Annotated in this window: 16 protein-coding genes and 1 pseudogene; 8 read left to right on the forward strand and 9 right to left on the reverse strand. The window is 54.2% G+C overall.

What is annotated here, in order from left to right; all coding sequences use genetic code 11:
- Positions 1-179 precede the first annotated feature (179 nt).
- Together C1N58_RS03500 and C1N58_RS03505 are read left to right on the forward strand one after the other, a co-directional pair.
- Positions 180-686 (forward strand): DUF2778 domain-containing protein, encoded by a 507-nt coding sequence (locus C1N58_RS03500; protein WP_226375727.1) that lies wholly within the window; start codon positions 180-182, stop codon positions 684-686.
- Positions 664-939, forward strand: a complete 276-nt coding sequence (locus C1N58_RS03505; RefSeq protein WP_054687335.1) for a hypothetical protein — start codon at positions 664-666, stop codon at positions 937-939. The genes C1N58_RS03500 and C1N58_RS03505 overlap by 23 nt, the downstream gene beginning before the upstream one ends.
- 220 nt (positions 940-1,159) lie before the next feature.
- Here the strand turns inward: C1N58_RS03505 and C1N58_RS03510 are convergent, their stop codons facing one another.
- Both C1N58_RS03510 and C1N58_RS03515 read right to left on the reverse strand, forming a co-directional pair.
- Positions 1,160-1,921: a nucleotidyltransferase domain-containing protein gene (locus tag C1N58_RS03510; protein WP_054687337.1), complete on the reverse strand. Its 762-nt coding sequence runs from the start codon at positions 1,919-1,921 to the stop codon at positions 1,160-1,162.
- Positions 1,922-2,096: 175 nt separating this feature from the next.
- On the reverse strand, positions 2,097-3,287 hold the full coding sequence (locus C1N58_RS03515; RefSeq protein WP_006120376.1) for a NupC/NupG family nucleoside CNT transporter: 1,191 nt from the start codon (positions 3,285-3,287) through the stop codon (positions 2,097-2,099).
- Positions 3,288-3,644: 357 nt separating this feature from the next.
- On the opposite strand from C1N58_RS03515, the pseudogene C1N58_RS03520 reads away from it, so the two are divergent.
- Together C1N58_RS03520 and C1N58_RS03525 are read left to right on the forward strand one after the other, a co-directional pair.
- Positions 3,645-4,889 (forward strand): annotated as a pseudogene (locus C1N58_RS03520) (Nramp family divalent metal transporter); the annotation flags it as partial.
- 87 nt (positions 4,890-4,976) lie between these two features.
- Positions 4,977-5,666, forward strand: a complete 690-nt coding sequence (locus C1N58_RS03525) for an O-methyltransferase (RefSeq protein WP_054633382.1) — start codon at positions 4,977-4,979, stop codon at positions 5,664-5,666.
- 40 nt (positions 5,667-5,706) lie between these two features.
- Here the strand turns inward: C1N58_RS03525 and C1N58_RS03530 are convergent, their stop codons facing one another.
- Together C1N58_RS03530 and mgrA are read right to left on the reverse strand one after the other, a co-directional pair.
- Positions 5,707-6,060: a DUF2502 domain-containing protein gene (locus C1N58_RS03530; protein WP_394564580.1), complete on the reverse strand. Its 354-nt coding sequence runs from the start codon at positions 6,058-6,060 to the stop codon at positions 5,707-5,709.
- Between the two features lie 151 nt (positions 6,061-6,211).
- A complete protein-coding gene (gene mgrA, locus C1N58_RS03535) occupies positions 6,212-7,201 on the reverse strand; it encodes an L-glyceraldehyde 3-phosphate reductase (protein ID WP_006120370.1) in 990 nt (329 codons plus the stop codon).
- A 217-nt stretch (positions 7,202-7,418) separates the two neighbouring features.
- On the opposite strand from mgrA, the gene C1N58_RS03540 reads away from it, so the two are divergent.
- Both C1N58_RS03540 and glk read left to right on the forward strand, forming a co-directional pair.
- Positions 7,419-9,071: a thiamine pyrophosphate-binding protein gene (locus tag C1N58_RS03540; RefSeq protein WP_394564581.1), complete on the forward strand. Its 1,653-nt coding sequence runs from the start codon at positions 7,419-7,421 to the stop codon at positions 9,069-9,071.
- A gap of 162 nt (positions 9,072-9,233) precedes the next feature.
- Entirely contained in the window at positions 9,234-10,199 is a 966-nt protein-coding gene (glk, locus tag C1N58_RS03545; protein ID WP_039339845.1) for a glucokinase, read from the forward strand.
- Positions 10,200-10,248: 49 nt separating this feature from the next.
- Here the strand turns inward: glk and C1N58_RS03550 are convergent, their stop codons facing one another.
- Together C1N58_RS03550 and C1N58_RS03555 are read right to left on the reverse strand one after the other, a co-directional pair.
- Positions 10,249-10,977: a LytR/AlgR family response regulator transcription factor gene (locus C1N58_RS03550; protein WP_033740780.1), complete on the reverse strand. Its 729-nt coding sequence runs from the start codon at positions 10,975-10,977 to the stop codon at positions 10,249-10,251.
- A complete protein-coding gene (locus tag C1N58_RS03555; RefSeq protein ID WP_039340149.1) occupies positions 10,974-12,644 on the reverse strand; it encodes a sensor histidine kinase in 1,671 nt (556 codons plus the stop codon). The genes C1N58_RS03550 and C1N58_RS03555 overlap by 4 nt, the downstream gene beginning before the upstream one ends.
- Positions 12,645-12,894: 250 nt before the next feature.
- Here C1N58_RS03555 and C1N58_RS03560 point away from each other — a divergent pair, with 250 nt between their 5' ends.
- Both C1N58_RS03560 and alaC read left to right on the forward strand, forming a co-directional pair.
- Positions 12,895-13,419, forward strand: coding sequence for a GNAT family N-acetyltransferase (locus tag C1N58_RS03560; protein WP_039339839.1), 525 nt, complete (start codon positions 12,895-12,897; stop codon positions 13,417-13,419).
- Between the two features lie 116 nt (positions 13,420-13,535).
- A complete protein-coding gene (gene alaC, locus C1N58_RS03565; RefSeq protein ID WP_006120363.1) occupies positions 13,536-14,771 on the forward strand; it encodes an alanine transaminase in 1,236 nt (411 codons plus the stop codon).
- A gap of 49 nt (positions 14,772-14,820) precedes the next feature.
- Here alaC and ypdK read toward each other — a convergent pair whose 3' ends face one another.
- The 3 genes from ypdK to C1N58_RS03580 all read right to left on the reverse strand — a co-directional run bounded on the left by ypdK (position 14,821) and on the right by C1N58_RS03580 (position 17,725).
- On the reverse strand, positions 14,821-14,892 hold the full coding sequence (ypdK, locus tag C1N58_RS03570; protein ID WP_006120362.1) for a membrane protein YpdK: 72 nt from the start codon (positions 14,890-14,892) through the stop codon (positions 14,821-14,823).
- A 196-nt stretch (positions 14,893-15,088) separates the two neighbouring features.
- Positions 15,089-16,117 (reverse strand): HlyD family secretion protein, encoded by a 1,029-nt coding sequence (locus C1N58_RS03575; RefSeq protein WP_394564582.1) that lies wholly within the window; start codon positions 16,115-16,117, stop codon positions 15,089-15,091.
- A gap of 6 nt (positions 16,118-16,123) precedes the next feature.
- A complete protein-coding gene (locus tag C1N58_RS03580) occupies positions 16,124-17,725 on the reverse strand; it encodes an MFS transporter (RefSeq protein ID WP_394564583.1) in 1,602 nt (533 codons plus the stop codon).
- Positions 17,726-17,848 lie beyond the last annotated feature (123 nt).

The raw sequence follows: 17,848 nt of genomic DNA on the forward strand, positions 1-17,848 counted from the left end.
TTTCTGGGAGAGTGAGATAATGCGATTCAAAGAGGATTATAAACATAATCCATATTAGTCTTTATCTTATGGATTTTAATGAGGGTTTCGGTTCCCCTCCAAACTCGCTTGATTGGAAAATTCAATCTAAGTATGATTTTTTCATCGAAAGGTAGGGGGCACGAATGATCGAGTGCGAGATGGATTACAGCAAGGTAAGTGCTGACGGTAGAACTGTTAAATTACTTTGTTATGGAGTAGGAACCTTTGATGTCTTCTCGGGCGAAAACCCGACGACTAACATTGCCGAATGCGCATATAAGAATAAAGCTGCGCTTCCTCCGGGCACATACTGGATTGTTCCCCGCCCGACAGGCAGTATGAGTAACCGTGTCCTTAGTGCAATTAAAGACTGGCGTAACGGCACCGATCACAGTGAGTGGTTTGGTCTTTATAATGACGCTACTATGAGTGACCATCTCTATGTACATGGCTCTGAGCGTGGTGGTTTCAGGCTGCATCCTTTGAGACCGAATGGAAGTGGGGAGTCATGGGGATGTATAACATTCTATAAAATCCCACAGTTCAACATTCTTCGTAATGCATTACTTAAGACAGAAATGATGCAGGTGAAAGCCGGTGTTAAAGCATATGGACGTGTGACTGTTAAAGGGAGAACAGATTATGACAATTGCAAAATCAACTAATCGCAGGAATTCTGTTTTACTTTTCATTTTGATATACGTGGCTTGCCTTGCCATTGTCTTTTTTGTCCGCCCCGTTTGGCAGTTCACAGAGAAACTGTCCTACTACATTGATGACATATTGAATGCAACAGGTGTTGCGATGGCCGATGGTGAATTTGACCCGGCCGGGTTATGGGTTATTTTTGGTATTCCTCTAATATTATCTATAGCGATTTTTTTTATAATTAGGATAGTGAAAAAAAGATATAAATAAATCGCTAAATGAGTGTGGATGACCACACTCTGTATAAATGCTGTTGAGAACAAGGTCTAATAAGAGTCCGTAACTTCAAAGGTGGTGTAATCTCTCAGTTTCACCTGTAAATTAACTATTCATTTTAAAACACCGCCTGGCTCACACGGACGGGTGAGTTGAGCCTGCATCGCCTTCTCGTTCTATCGGGCGCTTTTCATATTTCCCTCGTACGTTCTCGTTACGATTGTTCTAACTGCTGAACCAGCCATCCCCTGAACGCGTCAAGCTGCGAGATAAATTCCCTGCCCGATGTACTGGGCTGATAACTTTCGGCGAGAAAGAAGGCGATGGCAGCTTCCTGGTCGGGATAACGCAGAACAAAGCGCGATACATGCTCGGCAAGCGTTGCAGGCCAGTCCGCGTCGCTATCCTGACGCAGCATATTCGTTGAGCGAATGACTTTTCTGGCGGCGGCGCGTTGCCACTGCTGGCGGCCGGGCAAGGCGCAGGACAGTTTCGCGACATACTCGTCTAAAACCTTTGTGAAATCGCCATTTAGTGCCCTCGCCAGCGCTTTCGAGGGTCTGAACCGGTTAAAACGCACCGATAAATCTTCACCGTAAAGGCAGCGGCAGTGATGCTTTAGCCAGTATCCCCATGTATTAAGGTTGTTCGGATCCATCACCTCACTTAGCGTGCCTTTATCAACGTCAATTTTACTGACGACAGGATGCCTTGCCGTAAGCCTCTCTTTTACGGCCGCCAGGCTGTCGCGCGTAGCGGGCGCGAGCGGATGACGAAAGACAAGGCAGACATCCAGATCAGACTGCCCTTCGACGGCTGTGCCAAACGCAACGCTGCCATAGAGCCACAGGCTGTGAAGATCATCGCCGACGGTCAGACGGAGTTGATGAAGGGTATCGTCAACGATTGCCTGAAACGCCGGTTGAAAGGCGGTCACAGGTGGAACGGCGATGTAACCCTCGGCATCCAACGCCATAAACGCTCCTTTAAGAAGAGAGAGGACTGTGTGGCAAGGGGCAGACTGCAAACTGCTGTCAATGCAAAGTAGCAGGGTGACTCAGGAAGGGTAAAGCGTAAGCGTCAAACCGTTTCTGGTTAAAAGCAACAAGGCGAGCCAGTTGGCTCGCCTTGTCTGTTGCGTAATCCCGGAATCAGAATGCCAGCACCAGGCCTGCAATGGCTGCGGACAGCACGCTGACCAGCGTTGAACCATACAGCAGTTTCAGACCGAAGCGCGAAACAACGTTGCCTTGCTCTTCATTCAGGCCTTTAATCGCGCCCGCGACGATGCCGATAGACGAGAAGTTAGCAAAAGACACCAGGAAAACCGACAGAATACCTTCGGCATTTGGCGACAGCTGGCTGGCGATTTTCTGCAGATCCATCATCGCCACAAACTCATTGGAAACCAGTTTCGTTGCCATGATGCTGCCAACCTGCAGCGCTTCGCCTGATGGCACGCCCATCACCCAGGCAAAAGGATAGAAGACGTAACCCAGCACGCCCTGGAACGTGATACCGAAAATGAAGTCAAACAGCGCATTCAGGCCAGAAATCAGGGCGATAAAACCAATCAGCATTGCTGCGACGATGATGGCTACACGGAAACCAGCCAGGATATATTCGCCCAGCATTTCAAAGAAGCTCTGACCCTGGTGCAGATCCTGCAACTGCAGGTCTTCTTCGTTATCGACGCGGTAAGGGTTGATCAGCGACAGTACAATAAAGGTACTGAACATGTTCAGCACCAGCGCAGCAACCACATACTTAGGCTGCAGCATGGTCATGTAGGCACCCACAATCGACATGGACACGGTGGACATCGCGGTCGCCGCCATCGTGTACATACGACGCTGTGACATTTTGCCCAGAATGTCTTTATACGCGATAAAGTTCTCAGACTGTCCCAAAATCAGAGAGCTTACGGCGTTAAACGATTCCAGTTTACCCATGCCGTTAATCTTAGACAGCACCGTACCGATGCCGCGAATCACCCATGGCAGAATACGGAAGTGCTGAAGAATCCCGATCAGCGCCGAAATGAACACAATCGGACACAGGACGTTCAGGAAGAAGAAGGCCAGACCTTTATCGTTCATGTTGCCAAAGACAAAGTTGGTGCCCTGAGCCGCATATTTCAGAAGATGGTCGAAGAAACCAGCGAAGCCTTTGACGAATCCCAGACCGGCTTCTGAGTTCAGGAAGAACCAGGCCAGAATGATTTCGATAACCAGAAGCTGAATAATGTAGCGAACCCGAATACTTTTTCTGTCGTGGCTGACCAGCAAGGCCAGCACACTGACTACCACTAGTGCTAAAAGAAACTGCAAAATATGGGACATGTTTGCTCCAAATTTGAGGAGGATTGTATTTTGCTGCGTATTCTATGTAACGGCTTACCGAAAAACGAGATCTCATCCACAATATAAGTATTCACTATCGCCAAATTTCTCAGAAAACTCTCAGCGATCACGTCCTGTAACCAAAATATTCACATGGATTTCACTTAAATCTATTGTCTGTAATTTGCACAACACGTAGAGTGACTAAAATACGTTGTATAAGTAGAGCTTTCTTAGCCCTGATTTATAGCAATGGCTATACTTTATAGCATTATCTATCATAGCGATTAGCGAAACCGAATTTCACTCGTACCTGTGTCGCCTTAAGCTACACAGGTTAACTCAGACAGGGTACCCGATATGCTAGAAAGCCGTGCCGCAGAACGCGCAGCGCGTGGCGCCAGAAAAATCAAACTCGCTTTACTGGGGCCTGCCTTTATCGCCGCGATCGGCTATATCGATCCGGGCAACTTCGCGACCAATATTCAGGCCGGTGCCGCGTATGGCTACCAGTTGCTGTGGGTGGTGGTGTGGGCCAACATTATGGCCATGCTTATCCAGCTGATGTCAGCAAAGCTCGGTATTGCCACGGGCAAGAATCTGGCGGAACACATTCGCGATCGGTTCCCGCGTCCGGCCGTGTGGTTTTACTGGGTGCAGGCAGAGATCATCGCGATGGCGACCGATCTGGCGGAGTTTATTGGCGCGGCTCTGGGATTCAAACTGCTGCTGGGCGTCTCACTGATGCAGGGCGCGGTCCTTACCGGTGTGGCCACCGTTCTGATTTTGATGCTGCAAAACCGCGGGCAAAAGCCGCTGGAGCTGGTGATCGGCGGATTACTCCTGTTTGTTGCGGCCGCTTATATTGTTGAACTGTTTTTTTCCCAGCCAAAAGTCAGCGAACTGGTGACAGGCATGGCGCTGCCTTCACTGCCCAATGCCGATGCGGTTTTCCTGGCGGCCGGTGTGCTGGGTGCAACCATTATGCCGCACGTCATCTACCTGCATTCTGCCTTAACGCAGGGAAAAAGCCGCGACAGCCAGGCGCAACGTTACTCTTCCACTAAGCTGGATGTGGCGATCGCGATGACCATCGCCGGTTTTGTTAATCTGGCGATGATGGCCACGGCCGCTGCGGCTTTTCACTTTAGCGGCCACAGCGGTATTGCGGAACTCGATCAGGCTTACACCACCTTGCAGCCCTTGCTCGGTCATGCTGCCGCGACGGTATTCGGCCTGAGCCTGGTCGCGGCGGGGTTATCCTCCACCGTGGTGGGTACGCTGGCGGGCCAGGTGGTAATGCAGGGCTTTATCAATTTCCATATCCCTCTCTGGGTCCGTCGTGCCGTCACCATGGTGCCGTCATTTATCGTGATCTGGGCGGGCTGGGATCCCACGCGTGTGCTGGTGATGAGCCAGGTCCTGCTGAGCTTTGGTATTGCACTGGCGCTGATCCCTTTGCTGGTCTTTACGGGGAACCGTGAGCTGATGGGCGAAGCCCTGGTAAACAGTCGTCTGATGCAGAACACCGGTCGAATCATTGTGGTGCTGGTGGTCAGCCTGAATATTTACCTGCTCGTCGGACAGGCCATGGGCATGTAGCCTTACCCGGCAGCGATCGGGCACGGCTTTAAGCGCTGAATGCCACAGTTTATAATGTCACTCTCTTCCCGAGTCAGGAGTGACATCATGCGCACGCCAGATTACCCTTCAGACGACCATGTGAAATGGGCCGCCGTTGACGATTATTTTTCACAGTTGTTAGCGCCGCCCGATAACCACCTCAGCGCGGCCCTCCAGGCAAACAGTCAGGCCGGGCTGCCAGCTCATGATGTTTCGGCGATGCAAGGTAAAATGCTGGCGCTGTTAATCAGCATTCAGAATGCCTCACGTGTGCTCGAAATCGGCACACTCGGCGGCTACAGCACGATCTGGATGGCGCAGGCGCTGGGCGAGGGGGGAACTATCACCACGATAGAAGCCGATCCCCGCCATGCGCAGGTTGCCCGCGAAAATATTCATCAGGCTGGCCTGTCCGAACGGGTTACGCTGCATGTGGGGGCGGCGCTGGATGTCCTGCCGCATCTGCAGGCTCCCTTTGATCTCATTTTTATTGATGCGGACAAAAAAAATAATCCCGGCTATCTTCGCTGGGCCATTCAGCTCTCCCGGCCCGGCAGTCTCATTATCGTCGATAACATTGTTCGCGGCGGTGCCGTGATTGATGCCGGTTCTACCGACGGCAACGTGCAGGGCGTACGTGAGTGTCTGCGGCTGCTGGCCAGCGATCCCCGACTGGAGGCGACCGCGATTCAGACCGTGGGCGAAAAAGGCTGGGATGGCTTTGCGCTCGCCCGGGTGAAAAGCCGCGAGGAGTAACCGCAGGTTGTCTGCCGGCACGCAGGCCGGCAGACGACGGTTAGCGGTAGTGATGCGGCGGCTCAGGGGGCGCATGACGCCAGTGGCGTCGTTCATGTTTCCACTGGCGTTGCCGTTCACGCGCGTGCCAGCGACGTTCCCGTTCCGCTTCCTGATGACGTCGCCAGGCATCATGCCGCCACCAGCGTCTTTCCTTATAAGCGTAGCGATCGTTAAACCAGCGCGGTTCACGCCAGCGGTCGCCATCCCAGTAATAACCCCGGCGGTCCCGGTCGCCCAGATGCAGCGTGACGCCTGGAGCCAGGCGTATCTCATTTCCCGAGGCTTGTGCTGTGTGCATCGCCAGCGGCGTTAACACTGCTATGAAAGCAGCAAAGCATACTCCACGTATCATTATCTTCTCCTGCAGCAGCTTATGATTACTGCTGTCACGTCATTCTGACGGTATTGCACAAAGAAGCCTGCACATGTTGTCTGAAAATACGCGAAAAACAGGGCTTTGAGAGTTTTCTGGCACAGCCGCCCGCGTGCGCGGGCAACCCGTATCAGGCCAGTATCGCCTCAATGGCGGCGAGTTCGTCTGTCGAGAGCGGTGACTGGGTCAGCATCTGCACCGCGTCGTCAATTTGTGCCGTTTTACTGGCCCCGATCAGCACGGAGGTAATGCGCGGATCGCGCAGCACCCACGTTAACGCCATTTGCGCCAGTTTCTGCCCACGCTGTTCTGCCAGATCGTTCAGCTTACGCACCCTGGCCATTTTCTCTTCCGTCAGCTGATTTTCATTCAGGAACTTACTGCCGCTGGCGACGCGGGAATCGGAGGGAATACCCTGCAGATAGCGATCGGTCAGCACACCACCCGCGAGGGGCGAAAATGCGATACAGCCTGTGCCATGCTCATCCAGCGTCTGCAATAAGCCCTGTTCCGGTGTGCGTTCAAACAGGGAGTAGCGGGGCTGATGAATCAGGCAGGGTGTCCCCAGATCGCGCAGAATCGTCATCGCTTCAGCAGCCCGCTCTGCCGGATAGTTGGAAATGGCGGCATACAGCGCCTTACCCTGACGGACAACGTGATCCAGCGCCCGCATGGTTTCTTCCAGCGGCGTTTCCGGATCGGGACGGTGATGGTAAAAGATGTCAACGTAATCCAGGCCCATTCGACGCAGGCTCTGGTCCAGACTCGCGACCAGATACTTGCGCGAACCCCAGTCGCCGTAAGGGCCTTCCCACATGGTATAACCGGCCTTGGTCGAAATAATCAGCTCGTCGCGATGCGCCTGAAAATCGTCGCGCATAATGCGACCAAAATTGCTTTCTGCGGAACCGGGCGGCGGACCGTAGTTATTCGCCAGGTCAAAATGGGTGATGCCGCAGTCAAACGCATGGCGCAGCAACTGCCGGCTGGTTGCTAATTGGGTGCTGTCACCAAAGTTATGCCACAGGCCCAGTGAAATCGCAGGAAGCTTCAGTCCACTGCGTCCACTTCGACGCCATTGCATATGCTGATACCTGTCGGGGCGAGGAAAAGCTGTCATAGAAAAGTCCTGAGTGAAAACGATTAAATGTGCCAAAACAGTGGGAGTGTATACGGTTACACTCAGGATTAATCCGTGTCAGATCGCATATCTGCCGAATAATCCACGGTCGTAACGCTTACTTGCCATGTAATCCGTTGGCGAAATGACAGGCACTGTTCGCTAAATTAACGCCATGTCAGATACTTATCAAAACACTCCCCTAAAGGAATTCGCTATGTCCTCTTATACGGTTGGTGATTATCTGTTGGCGCGTTTGCAGGCGTGCGGTATTCGACATCTGTTCGGCGTACCGGGTGACTTTAATCTACAGTTTCTGGATCGGGTGATTGCGCATCCGACAATAAGTTGGGTGGGATGTGCCAATGAGCTGAATGCCGCTTACGCTGCGGATGGCTATGGACGCTGTTCGGGTATGGCGGCGTTGCTCACCACCTTTGGCGTAGGGGAGCTCAGCGCAATCAACGGTCTGGCAGGCAGCTTCGCAGAGTACGTGCCCGTGATTCATATCGTGGGCGCGCCGTCGAGCCAGGCGATGCAGCAGGGAGACTGCGTGCACCACACCTTAGGGGATGGCGATTTTGGCCATTTCATCCGCATGGCAAAAGAGGTTAACGTCGCCACCGCGCAACTGACCGCTGAGAATGCCACCGCCGAAACTGACCGGGTTTTGAGCAGCGTTATCCAGCAACATCGTCCGGGCTATCTGCTGTTGCCTGTCGATGTTGCCCAGGCCGAAACCGCTGCGCCCGTTCATCCCCTGGTATCGTCGGCTTCGTCACCTGAATCCCTGCGCAGCGCGTTTCGCCAGGCCGCCGAGCGGTTACTGGCACCGGCGCAACGCGTCTCACTCCTGGCCGATTTCCTGGCGCAGCGCTGGCAACAGCAACCGGCGCTGGCTGCGTTACGTGCCGGGCGTGCTTTTCCGTGCGCCACACTGCTGATGGGCAAAGGTGTGCTGGATGAGCAGCAGCCGGGGTTTGTGGGCACTTACGCAGGTGAGGGCAGTGAAGGCCGGGTACGCCAGCAAATTGAAGAGGCAGACGTCACGCTCTGCGTCGGCGTGCGCTTTACGGATACGATTACCGCTGGATTCACTCAGCAATTTCGCCCCGATCGGCTGATCGACGTGCACCCACACAGCGCCAGCGTCGCGGGACAGACGTTTGCCCCGTTGTCGATGGCCGATGCGTTGCAGACATTACTGCCGTTGTTCGAACGCTATGGCGCAGGCTGGCAGTCCGCCGGGCCAGTAAAACCGGCGGTGCCTGTCCCTGACGCGGCCATCATCAGCCAGTCTGCCTTTTGGCAGGCCATGCAGTCTTTTATCCAGCCCGGCGATATTATTCTGGCGGATCAAGGCACCGCGGCGTTTGGCGCGGCGGCGCTGCGCCTGCCTGCCGGGGCGCAGCTGCTGGTACAGCCGTTATGGGGATCCATCGGTTATACTCTGCCAGCCGCGTTTGGTGCCCAGACGGCACGCCCGTCACAGCGCGTCATCCTGATCATTGGCGATGGTTCGGCACAGTTGACCATTCAGGAACTCGGCTCGATGCTGCGGGATGATCAGCATCCAATCATTTTTCTGCTCAATAATGAAGGCTATACTGTGGAGCGGGCCATTCATGGCGCAGACCAGCGTTATAATGATATTGCCCAGTGGAACTGGACAGCGCTGCCGCAGGCATTCAGTTTACACTGTCAGGCACAAAGCTGGCGCATCAGTGAAACCGTGCAACTGACCGCACTGATGGCGCAACTGACACAACAACACAGACTGTCGTTTATTGAAGTCGTGATGCAAAAAGATGACCTGCCGCCCCTGTTACGTAAAGTCTCAGCCTGTCTGAGCCAGCGCAACGGCGGATGAGATTCGGAAAGTTGCCTCTGTGCAGGCCAGACTAACGCGGTTAGGCTGTTGCACACACGAGTCAGACGCTCACCTCAAGCTTCGGTGGGCGTTGTTGTTTTATCGGCAGGATTTTATAGTGTCCTCCAACTCTTTAAGACCCCCAAGCGGAGCACCAGAAGAATGACAACTTATGCCTTGGTCGGCGATGTCGGCGGCACCAATGCCCGCCTCGCTTTGTGTGAGGTGGAAAGCGGCAGCATCTCCCAGACCAAAACATTCGCAACATCAGACTACGACAGCCTCGAAGCCGTCATCCGCCATTATCTTGATGAACAAAAGCAGGATATTAAAGACGGCTGTATCGCCATTGCCTGCCCGATTACCGATGACTGGGTTGAAATGACCAACCACGACTGGGCCTTCTCGACTAAAAAGTTGAAGGCGAACATCGGTTTTGAACACCTGGAAATTATTAACGATTTCACCGCCGTCTCCATGGCGATTCCTATGCTCGGCGAAGAGCATGTCATCCAGTTTGGCGGTAAATCGGCGGTGAAGGATAAACCGATCGCGATTTACGGTGCGGGAACCGGCCTCGGCGTCAGCCATCTGGTACACGTCGACCAGCGCTGGGTCAGTTTACCCGGTGAAGGGGGACATGTTGATTTTGCCGCTAACAGCGAAGAAGAAGATCAAATTCTGGAAGTCTTACGGGAAGAATTAGGTCATGTTTCAGCAGAACGTGTGTTGTCAGGCGCTGGTCTGGTCAATCTCTACCGTGCGATTGTAAAAGTCGATAACCGTGAGCCGGAGAATCTGAAGCCACGCGAAGTCAGTGAGCGCGCCCTGGCGGACAGCTGCACCGACTGCCGTCGTGCCTTATCGCTGTTCTGCGTCATCATGGGCCGTTTTGGCGGTAATCTGGCGCTGAACCTCGGGACCTTCGGTGGCGTTTACATCGCGGGCGGGATCGTGCCGCGTTTCCTGGAGTTCTTCAAAGCCTCGGGTTTTCGTGCCGCTTTTGAAGACAAAGGGCGCTTCCGTGACTATGTTGCCGATATCCCGGTTTATATGATCACGCATGACCAACCCGGGCTGTTGGGTGCCGGTGCGCACCTGCGCCAGACGCTGGGTCGTATTCTCTAGTTTGCAGGCTCTGTCCTGCCCGACGCAAGGGCAGAGCCGCCTTTCCCTCTCACAACCGCATCAGTAGCCGAAACGCTTTTACTTTGCTGCGGCTGACCGGTACCTGTACTTCCATATCCCGCAACTTCAGCAGATAGGTATTGTTAAACCAGGGTTCGATTTCCCGGATTTTGTTGAGGTTGACGCAGTAGGACCGGTGGCAGCGAAAGAACAGATGTTCGGGCAGGCGTGAGCAGAATTCCGTCATTGTCATCGACATCACATAGGCTTCACGGCGGGTATAGACGAAGGTTAACTTCTCGTGCGCCTCAACGTAGTAAATGTCATTCACGTCGGTCACGATAATGCGTTCATCTTTGGTCAGATTCACGGTCAGTACGCTCTGCGCCATTGGCGTCTGAGTGGGCGCGTGCTGTTGCTGCCAGGTGGCTTCCAGCTTGTTCAGCATCGTGACGATACGGGATTCATGATACGGTTTCAGAATATAGTCAAACGCTTCCAGTTCAAAGGCTTCCACGGCATGCTCTTTCCAGGCCGTGATAAACACAATCAGGGGCTTATGAACAAACTGATGAATACTCTTTGCCAGTAACATGCCATCCAGAGAGGGAATATTGATGTCGAGAAAGATCACATCAACCCGATGCTGCTGCAGATATTTGAGGACATCCAGACCGTCATCAAAGCAGGCCGCTATCTCAATCTTACTGTGTTGCTGAATCATCCAGCTCAGCTCTTGCTGGGCCAGGAATTCGTCCTCGACGATGATGGCTTTCATGCAAGGTTCCCCACCAGTAACTGCCCGGTTTTGCTCAGTGTGAATGCGATTTCGGTGCCGGGCTGATGACGCGCAATGTGCAGCCCTTCGCCCGAGAGCAACTTCACCCGGTGATGGACATTTAACAGGCCAATTTTATTGCCGGGCATTTCGTTGCGAGCCACACGATCAATCACCTCGTCACTGATCCCTTTACCGGTATCACGCACGGCGATGCGCACGCGGTCGCCCAGATCTCGCACACTTAACGTCACCACACCTTTACCTTTACAGGGCTGAATGCCATGAACAATAGCATTCTCCACCAACGGCTGAATCAGCAGGCTGGGCAGGGAAAAATGCAAATCCTCGTCAATGTCATAAATCATGGTTAACTTATCGCCAAAGCGCGCCTGCTCAATCGCTATATAATCTTTTACCTGCCAGAGTTCTTTCTTGATATCGATAAGCTCATCGTCATTCAGTTCGAGGTTGTAGCGCAGATAGCGCGATAAGTTGATGACCAACTGGCGCGCCGTATCGGGATTGAGCCGGATAGATGACGAAATGGCATTCAGCGCATTGAACAGGAAATGCGGATTAATTTTGCTCTGCAGGGCACGCAGTTCCGCTTTATTGGCCATTTCGCGCAGTTGCTCCGTACGCGAGACTTCCAGCTGCGTCGAAATAATCTGGGACAGGCCTACCGCCATCTCTTTCAGCGAGCCGGTGATGCGGTGCGCACGACGGTAATAAATCTTCAGCGTGCCGGTCACCTTGCCTTTTTCCCACAAGGGGATGACGATCATGGAGTGAATATCTTTCGTCCGGTGGGCTTCGTCATTGTTTTTGATGATGATCTTCCCACTGTGCATCGCCTGCGCCGTCGTCGGGCTGATCCCGTCGTCACCATGCTGGTAATTGTGTTCACCGTAGCCAACATAGGCCAAAATCTTCTGCTTATTGGTCATCGCGACGGCATCGGCCTTGATTTCCCGTCGAATGATGTCACAGACACGGCGCAGGGAATCGCTGTTGACCTGACGGAACAGCGGCAGGGTCTGGTTAGCGATATCCAGCGCCAGTTTTGCCTGACGTGCCGCAATAGCCTCTTTTTCACCTTCCACGCTCTGCACCAGCAACACGATTAAGCCAATGCTGGCGGCGCCCAGAATCATCGGCAGGGCAATTTCAGAAACAATGGTCAGCCCGAGCGCGGTGGGCGTGGCCCACAACACGATAAGCAGCATGGTCAGACTTTCGCAAAACATGCCGCCCAGAATCCCTACCAGCCAGCGCCGTTCGCGCTGCACCCGGCGATGAATGGCACCGGCGACAATGCCGGCGATGATGCTGGTCATCAGGCAGGGCACTGACGTCACACCATGAATATCTATCAGGAAGCGGTGCAGACCGGCAATCACACCGGTGGTAATGCCAACCCAGGGACCAAACAAAATACCGCCAGCCATCACGGCGATCACCCGTACGTTGAGCAATGAACCGTCGACATTGACCCCTGACCAGGTACTGAAAAGTGCAAACAGTGAAAAAATGGCAATCACGGCCGCTTTTTCCAGCGCCGTATGCTCATCTTTCTGCAGGATCTGACGAAAAGGTGGGGTTCGCGTCAGAAAAAACAGGCAAATCAGCATCAGCGCCGCACGGTCAAAGACGGCCAGAAGCATAGTAAAGTGTGAAGTCACAGGCGACTCTTCAGCGAGGTCAAAGAAGGTTATGATAAAAAATGTGATGATGTTGTGCCAGCGTGCCTGACAGCCAGCCGGGCAGTTCATGTTTTAGATCAATTTATTCAAAAGCTGAAAAAGAGGAAATGTTGAGCTCATTTAAGAGGAACGTTTTTCCGCTGCCAGTGCGGCCCGGTCCACTGTGGTCAGGCCCGGTGACTTTATTACGTGTTATCGCCCGGAGTGATGTATGCATCTGACTACCTCGCGTTTGACGTTAACCTCTTTGCAGCCTGAAGACTGGCAGCTGTTTCGTGCGGTACATGAAGATCGCGATACTATGCGCTGGGTAAGTGACATTCCCGATGAAGATGATATCCGTGAGCGGTTTCGTCAGCGTCTGGCACCCTGGCAACCCGGCAGTTTTCACATGTTATGCCTGGTCATCAGGCGGCGCGACAGCGGGGAAGCCATCGGGTTATTGGGTTGTACGCCGGAATGGCAGCCCGCCCGTCAGGCGGAGGTGGGATATATGCTGCTGCATCGCCACTGTGGTCAGGGGTTTGGCAGTGAAGCGCTGGAAGCGCTGTGTGCGTGTTTGTTCGACGCCGATTTTCTCAAACTCCGGGCGCTGGTGGTGGAAGGAAACTGGGCTTCCCGGCGAATTCTGGAAAAAAACGGCTTTCTGCTGAAACGGACGCTGCAAAATAATTATCTGCTGAATGACCGCTGGGTGAATGACTGGCTGCTCGAGCGGCTCAATCCGGGAAAATAAAAAATTTTCTGCTCATCTCGACAAAGTTGTTATTAGCGCGTTATGTTCTTGTTGAGGTCACCGCAGTGACCAGCGTCGCTCGGACGGTCCGGGCGCTAACGTTTCCAGAGGATACCATGGCTGATAACAGCACCACTCGTCGTTTCTCGCGTATTGAACGCCTGCCCCCTTACGTCTTTAACATTACCGCTGAACTGAAGATGGCTGCGCGTCGGCGCGGCGAAGATATCATCGACCTTTCAATGGGTAATCCCGATGGCGCGACGCCGCCGCACATTGTCGAAAAACTGTGCCAGGTGGCTCAACGTGAAGATACGCACGGCTATTCCACATCGCGCGGTATTCCTCGCCTGCGGCGTGCTATTTCACGCTGGTATCAGGAGCGTTATCAGGTAGATATTGATCCCGAATCGGAAGCGATAGTCACCATTGGTTCCAAAGAAGGTCTGGCTCACCTGATGCTGGCCACGCTTGACCATGGCGACACGGTGCTGGTGCCGAATCCCAGCTATCCCATTCATATCTATGGGGCCGTTATCGCAGGCGCTCAGGTGCGCTCCGTCCCGCTGGTGGAGGGCATTGATTTCTTCAATGAGCTGGAGCGTGCTATTCGCGAGAGCTATCCCAAACCTAAAATGATGGTGCTGGGTTTCCCGTCGAATCCCACTTCTCAGTGCGTAGAGCTGGACTTTTTTGAGCGCGTCATCGCGCTGGCCAAACAGTACAACGTGCTGGTCATTCACGATTTGGCCTATGCCGATATCGTCTATGATGGCTGGAAAGCGCCGTCCATTATGCAGGTGCCTGGCGCACGGGATGTGGCCGTCGAATTTTTCACCCTGTCAAAAAGCTATAACATGGCCGGCTGGCGCATAGGTTTTATGGTGGGCAACAAAGAGCTGGTCGCCGCCTTAGCCCGAATCAAGAGCTATCACGATTACGGCACCTTTACGCCCTTACAGGTCGCGGCGATTGCGGCCCTGGAAGGGGATCAGCAGTGCGTGCGCGATATTGCCGAACAGTATAAACGTCGCCGCGACGTGCTGGTGAAAGGGCTGCATGAAGCGGGCTGGATGGTGGATATTCCCAAAGCATCGATGTACGTCTGGGCAAAGATTCCGGATCATTATGCGCATCTGGGCTCGCTGGAATTTGCCAAGCACATGCTGCAGGAAGCGAAAGTATGCGTTTCACCCGGCGTGGGCTTCGGTGATTATGGCGATACGCACGTCCGTTTTGCACTGATTGAAAACAGCGATCGTATCCGACAGGCGGTAAGAGGCATTAAGGCGATGTTTCGCGCCGACGGCATTTTGCCGGGCAGCGTGAAAAGTATGGAAGAACAGATTTAACATCCCATTGGGGCGACCACCTGTCGCCCCTGTGGAATGCCTGCAGAGACTACAGCATCAGCACAAAGGTGCCGACCCAAAGTAGTACAAAGAAAGAAATTCCCATCAGCGCATATTTCACAAGCGAACTCCTCTGAGCGGTTACGATATTGGCGATCCCATCCAGCGCAACGCGGACAGAAAGGATAAGGTCGCCGTTCAGATTTACGGTCAACGATCTCCCGTACGAACTGAATAACTCAGAACAGGATCGGGGCTAATCTACGCGTATTCAGACCGAAAATAAATAGTTTGGTTCTGAGAGTTTGTTCACATTTTTATCGAACGTCAATGTCCGGCACTGCCGACATGCCTACGCGGAGTTGCGCCAGGTTTTTCTGGTCCTGGTCCAGAACAATTTTAACCGGTAATCGCTGAACCACTTTCGTGTAGTTGCCGGTCGCATTATCGGGAGCAATCGCCGCAAATGTCGCGCCTGTCGCGGGGGCAAGACTGTCGACGTGACCGGTAAAAATCTGGTCAGGCAAAGCATCTACCCTGATGCGGACGGGTTGACCCGGACGCACATCCTGCAACTGCGTTTCCAGATAATTCGCGGTGATATAGGTTTGTTGTAACGGCACCACCGCCAGCAAACGGGTACCGGCAGAAACATAGGCGCCCAGGCGCACTGCGCGCTGTCCCACCATGCCGGCCACCGGGGCCACAATGCGGGTGTAAGACAGATTAAGACGTGCCTGATCGACGCTGGCCCTGGCGGCAGTAACATCCGCTTCGGCGGATCGTACGGCTGCCTGCAGCACGCCAACCTGCTTAATCGCAGAAGCGAGCGCGGCTTCACTCTGACGCACCGCGGCGCTGGCAGAGCGCTGCGCCGAGCTGGCTTTTTGCTGCTCGTCAGCGGCAACGGTGCCGCGCTGATAGAGACGGTTATAGCGTTCGGCACTCTGTCCGGCATACTGCGCCGAAGCCTGACTGGCGGAAACGCTGGCCTTCTGTTCATCAATGACCGACTGCTGCTGCTCCAGCTGTGCTTTGCTGCTCAACAGTTTGGCTTCACTGACCTGCAATGCGGCCTCCGCGCTTTCCAGTGCCACTTTGTAATCGCGATCGTCCAGCGTCGCCAGGAGTTCACCGGCGGCAACCTGCTGGTTATCTTTCACCCTGACGCTGGCGATGTACCCCGACACTTTGGGCGCAACAAGGGTGTAATCGGCATTGACCCAGGCATCATTGGTACGGTGATCGTTACGGGTCATCACGGACCAAACAATCAGCGCCATCGCCAGCAAAACCAGCAGCAGCAGGGAAAGCAGCACGGTTTTTCTCATTACTAAAGCACGCATATACAGTTATCTCGACGTGGAGGTTGCAGGTTGAATCAAGGTTTGGGGCGGCCAGACGCGTTTGGGCAGCCAGGCGGTGACGACCAGCAGCAGCAGCGCAAAACCGATCAGCAGCAGCCAGGTATCACTCAGGCCGAGCACCAGCGCCTGGTGCTTTATCTGGGTAGCAAAGCCGCGCAGATTCTCGACGGAACTCACGCTGCCATCGGGCAACAGCGGAAACTGACTGCTGGCCTGACTGCTGTTGGGGGCGGTCATCAGCCACGGCCTGCTGCCCGCCTGGTTGACGAGGATACTGGAGTGAAACTGTTCACGATGGCTGACAAACCATGACACCAGGGTAGAGGCCGCAATGCTGGAAAACCCGCGTACCGTGTTGAACATCGCCGAGGCAAAAGGTCCTTCAGGCGGTGCTACCACGCTGGTCGCGCTCATCAGCACGGGCAGAATCACCATCGGCTGGCCTACGGCCTGCAACGCCTGAATCAGCCAGAAGTTATCCCGCGCCCAGTCCGTTGTGATCTGCATACCGAGCAGGCAGGAGGCAATCAGGAAGCACAAGCCCACTGCAAGCATCCAGCGACAGTCAATCCAGCGGATATTCAGCAGGGCGGCAAGCAACGGCGCCACAATGAGCTGGGGCAACCCAATGGTCAACGCCAGCGGCGCGAACTGGGCGATGCGAAAGCCATCGACCTGGGCAAAATAGCTGGAAGGCAGGGTAGAGCCGGACAGCGACACGATCAGGACGCCGGCCAGTACCAGCAGGCCGTGCAGCAGGTTAGGTCGCCGCAGCATCTGCAACTTAAACAGCGGCAGGGGATGGAACCACTCATTGATTAAAAAGACGATGAGTAACGGCACGGCGGCCAGCAGCATAGCGGCAATCAGCGGAGAATCCAGCCAGTCAAGCCGTTCGCCCTGGCTGAGTACCAGAATGATTAACGCCATCCCGCTACAGCCTGTGATCATCCCGAACAGATCGATCTGCTGAAAACGTTCTGTGCGCAACGGATCCTGAGGCAATCCCCAGCCGGTTAATACGAGGGCTATCAGCATACCGGGCACAACCTGCCAGAAGACAAACATCCAGCTGACCTGATCGGTCCAGAAGGCGGCCAGCGACGCGGCCATATTCGGCCCGAAGGTGGCAGTAAGGGCATAGGCGCCTAATCCATAGAGCTTGAACGGCGGTGGCAGAAAACGCAGGGCGACGGTCATCAGCATCGGCGGCAGCGCGCCGCCAAAGAGCCCCTGGATCACGCGTAATACCATAAAGAGCACAGGATCGGTCATCAGCGGTAACAGTATTCCGGACAGCATAAAGCCGACCGAAACAAATAACGTAAAGCGGCGCAGGGAAAACGTCACCGCGAACCACGGCGCAATCATCATGGCGGCCACTTCGGCAGCCTGATAAGCCGAAACAATCCAGCTTCCGTCGTCGTAGCCCATACCGAGGGCAGCACGAATATCGGCCAGCGCAATATCACTGACGCGATCGTTGAGCCCGGAGGTCAGCGCCGCGATCCAGACGCCAAGCAGGCCCAGGGCGAGACGTAAGGTAAAGGGATGCAGCGGCGGCGCAGTGCCAGGCTGGGTCGTCATATCAGGTGTCTCATTGTTTTTTTTGGTTCGATGTATTGCGATGCGATACAGGCGGGGCGATATTACATGGCAATATGCTGTATTGCAATGTGGTACACGCTGTAAAACGTGCGCTTTTCGGGT

Source organism: Pantoea sp. SGAir0180, from assembly GCF_043546245.1.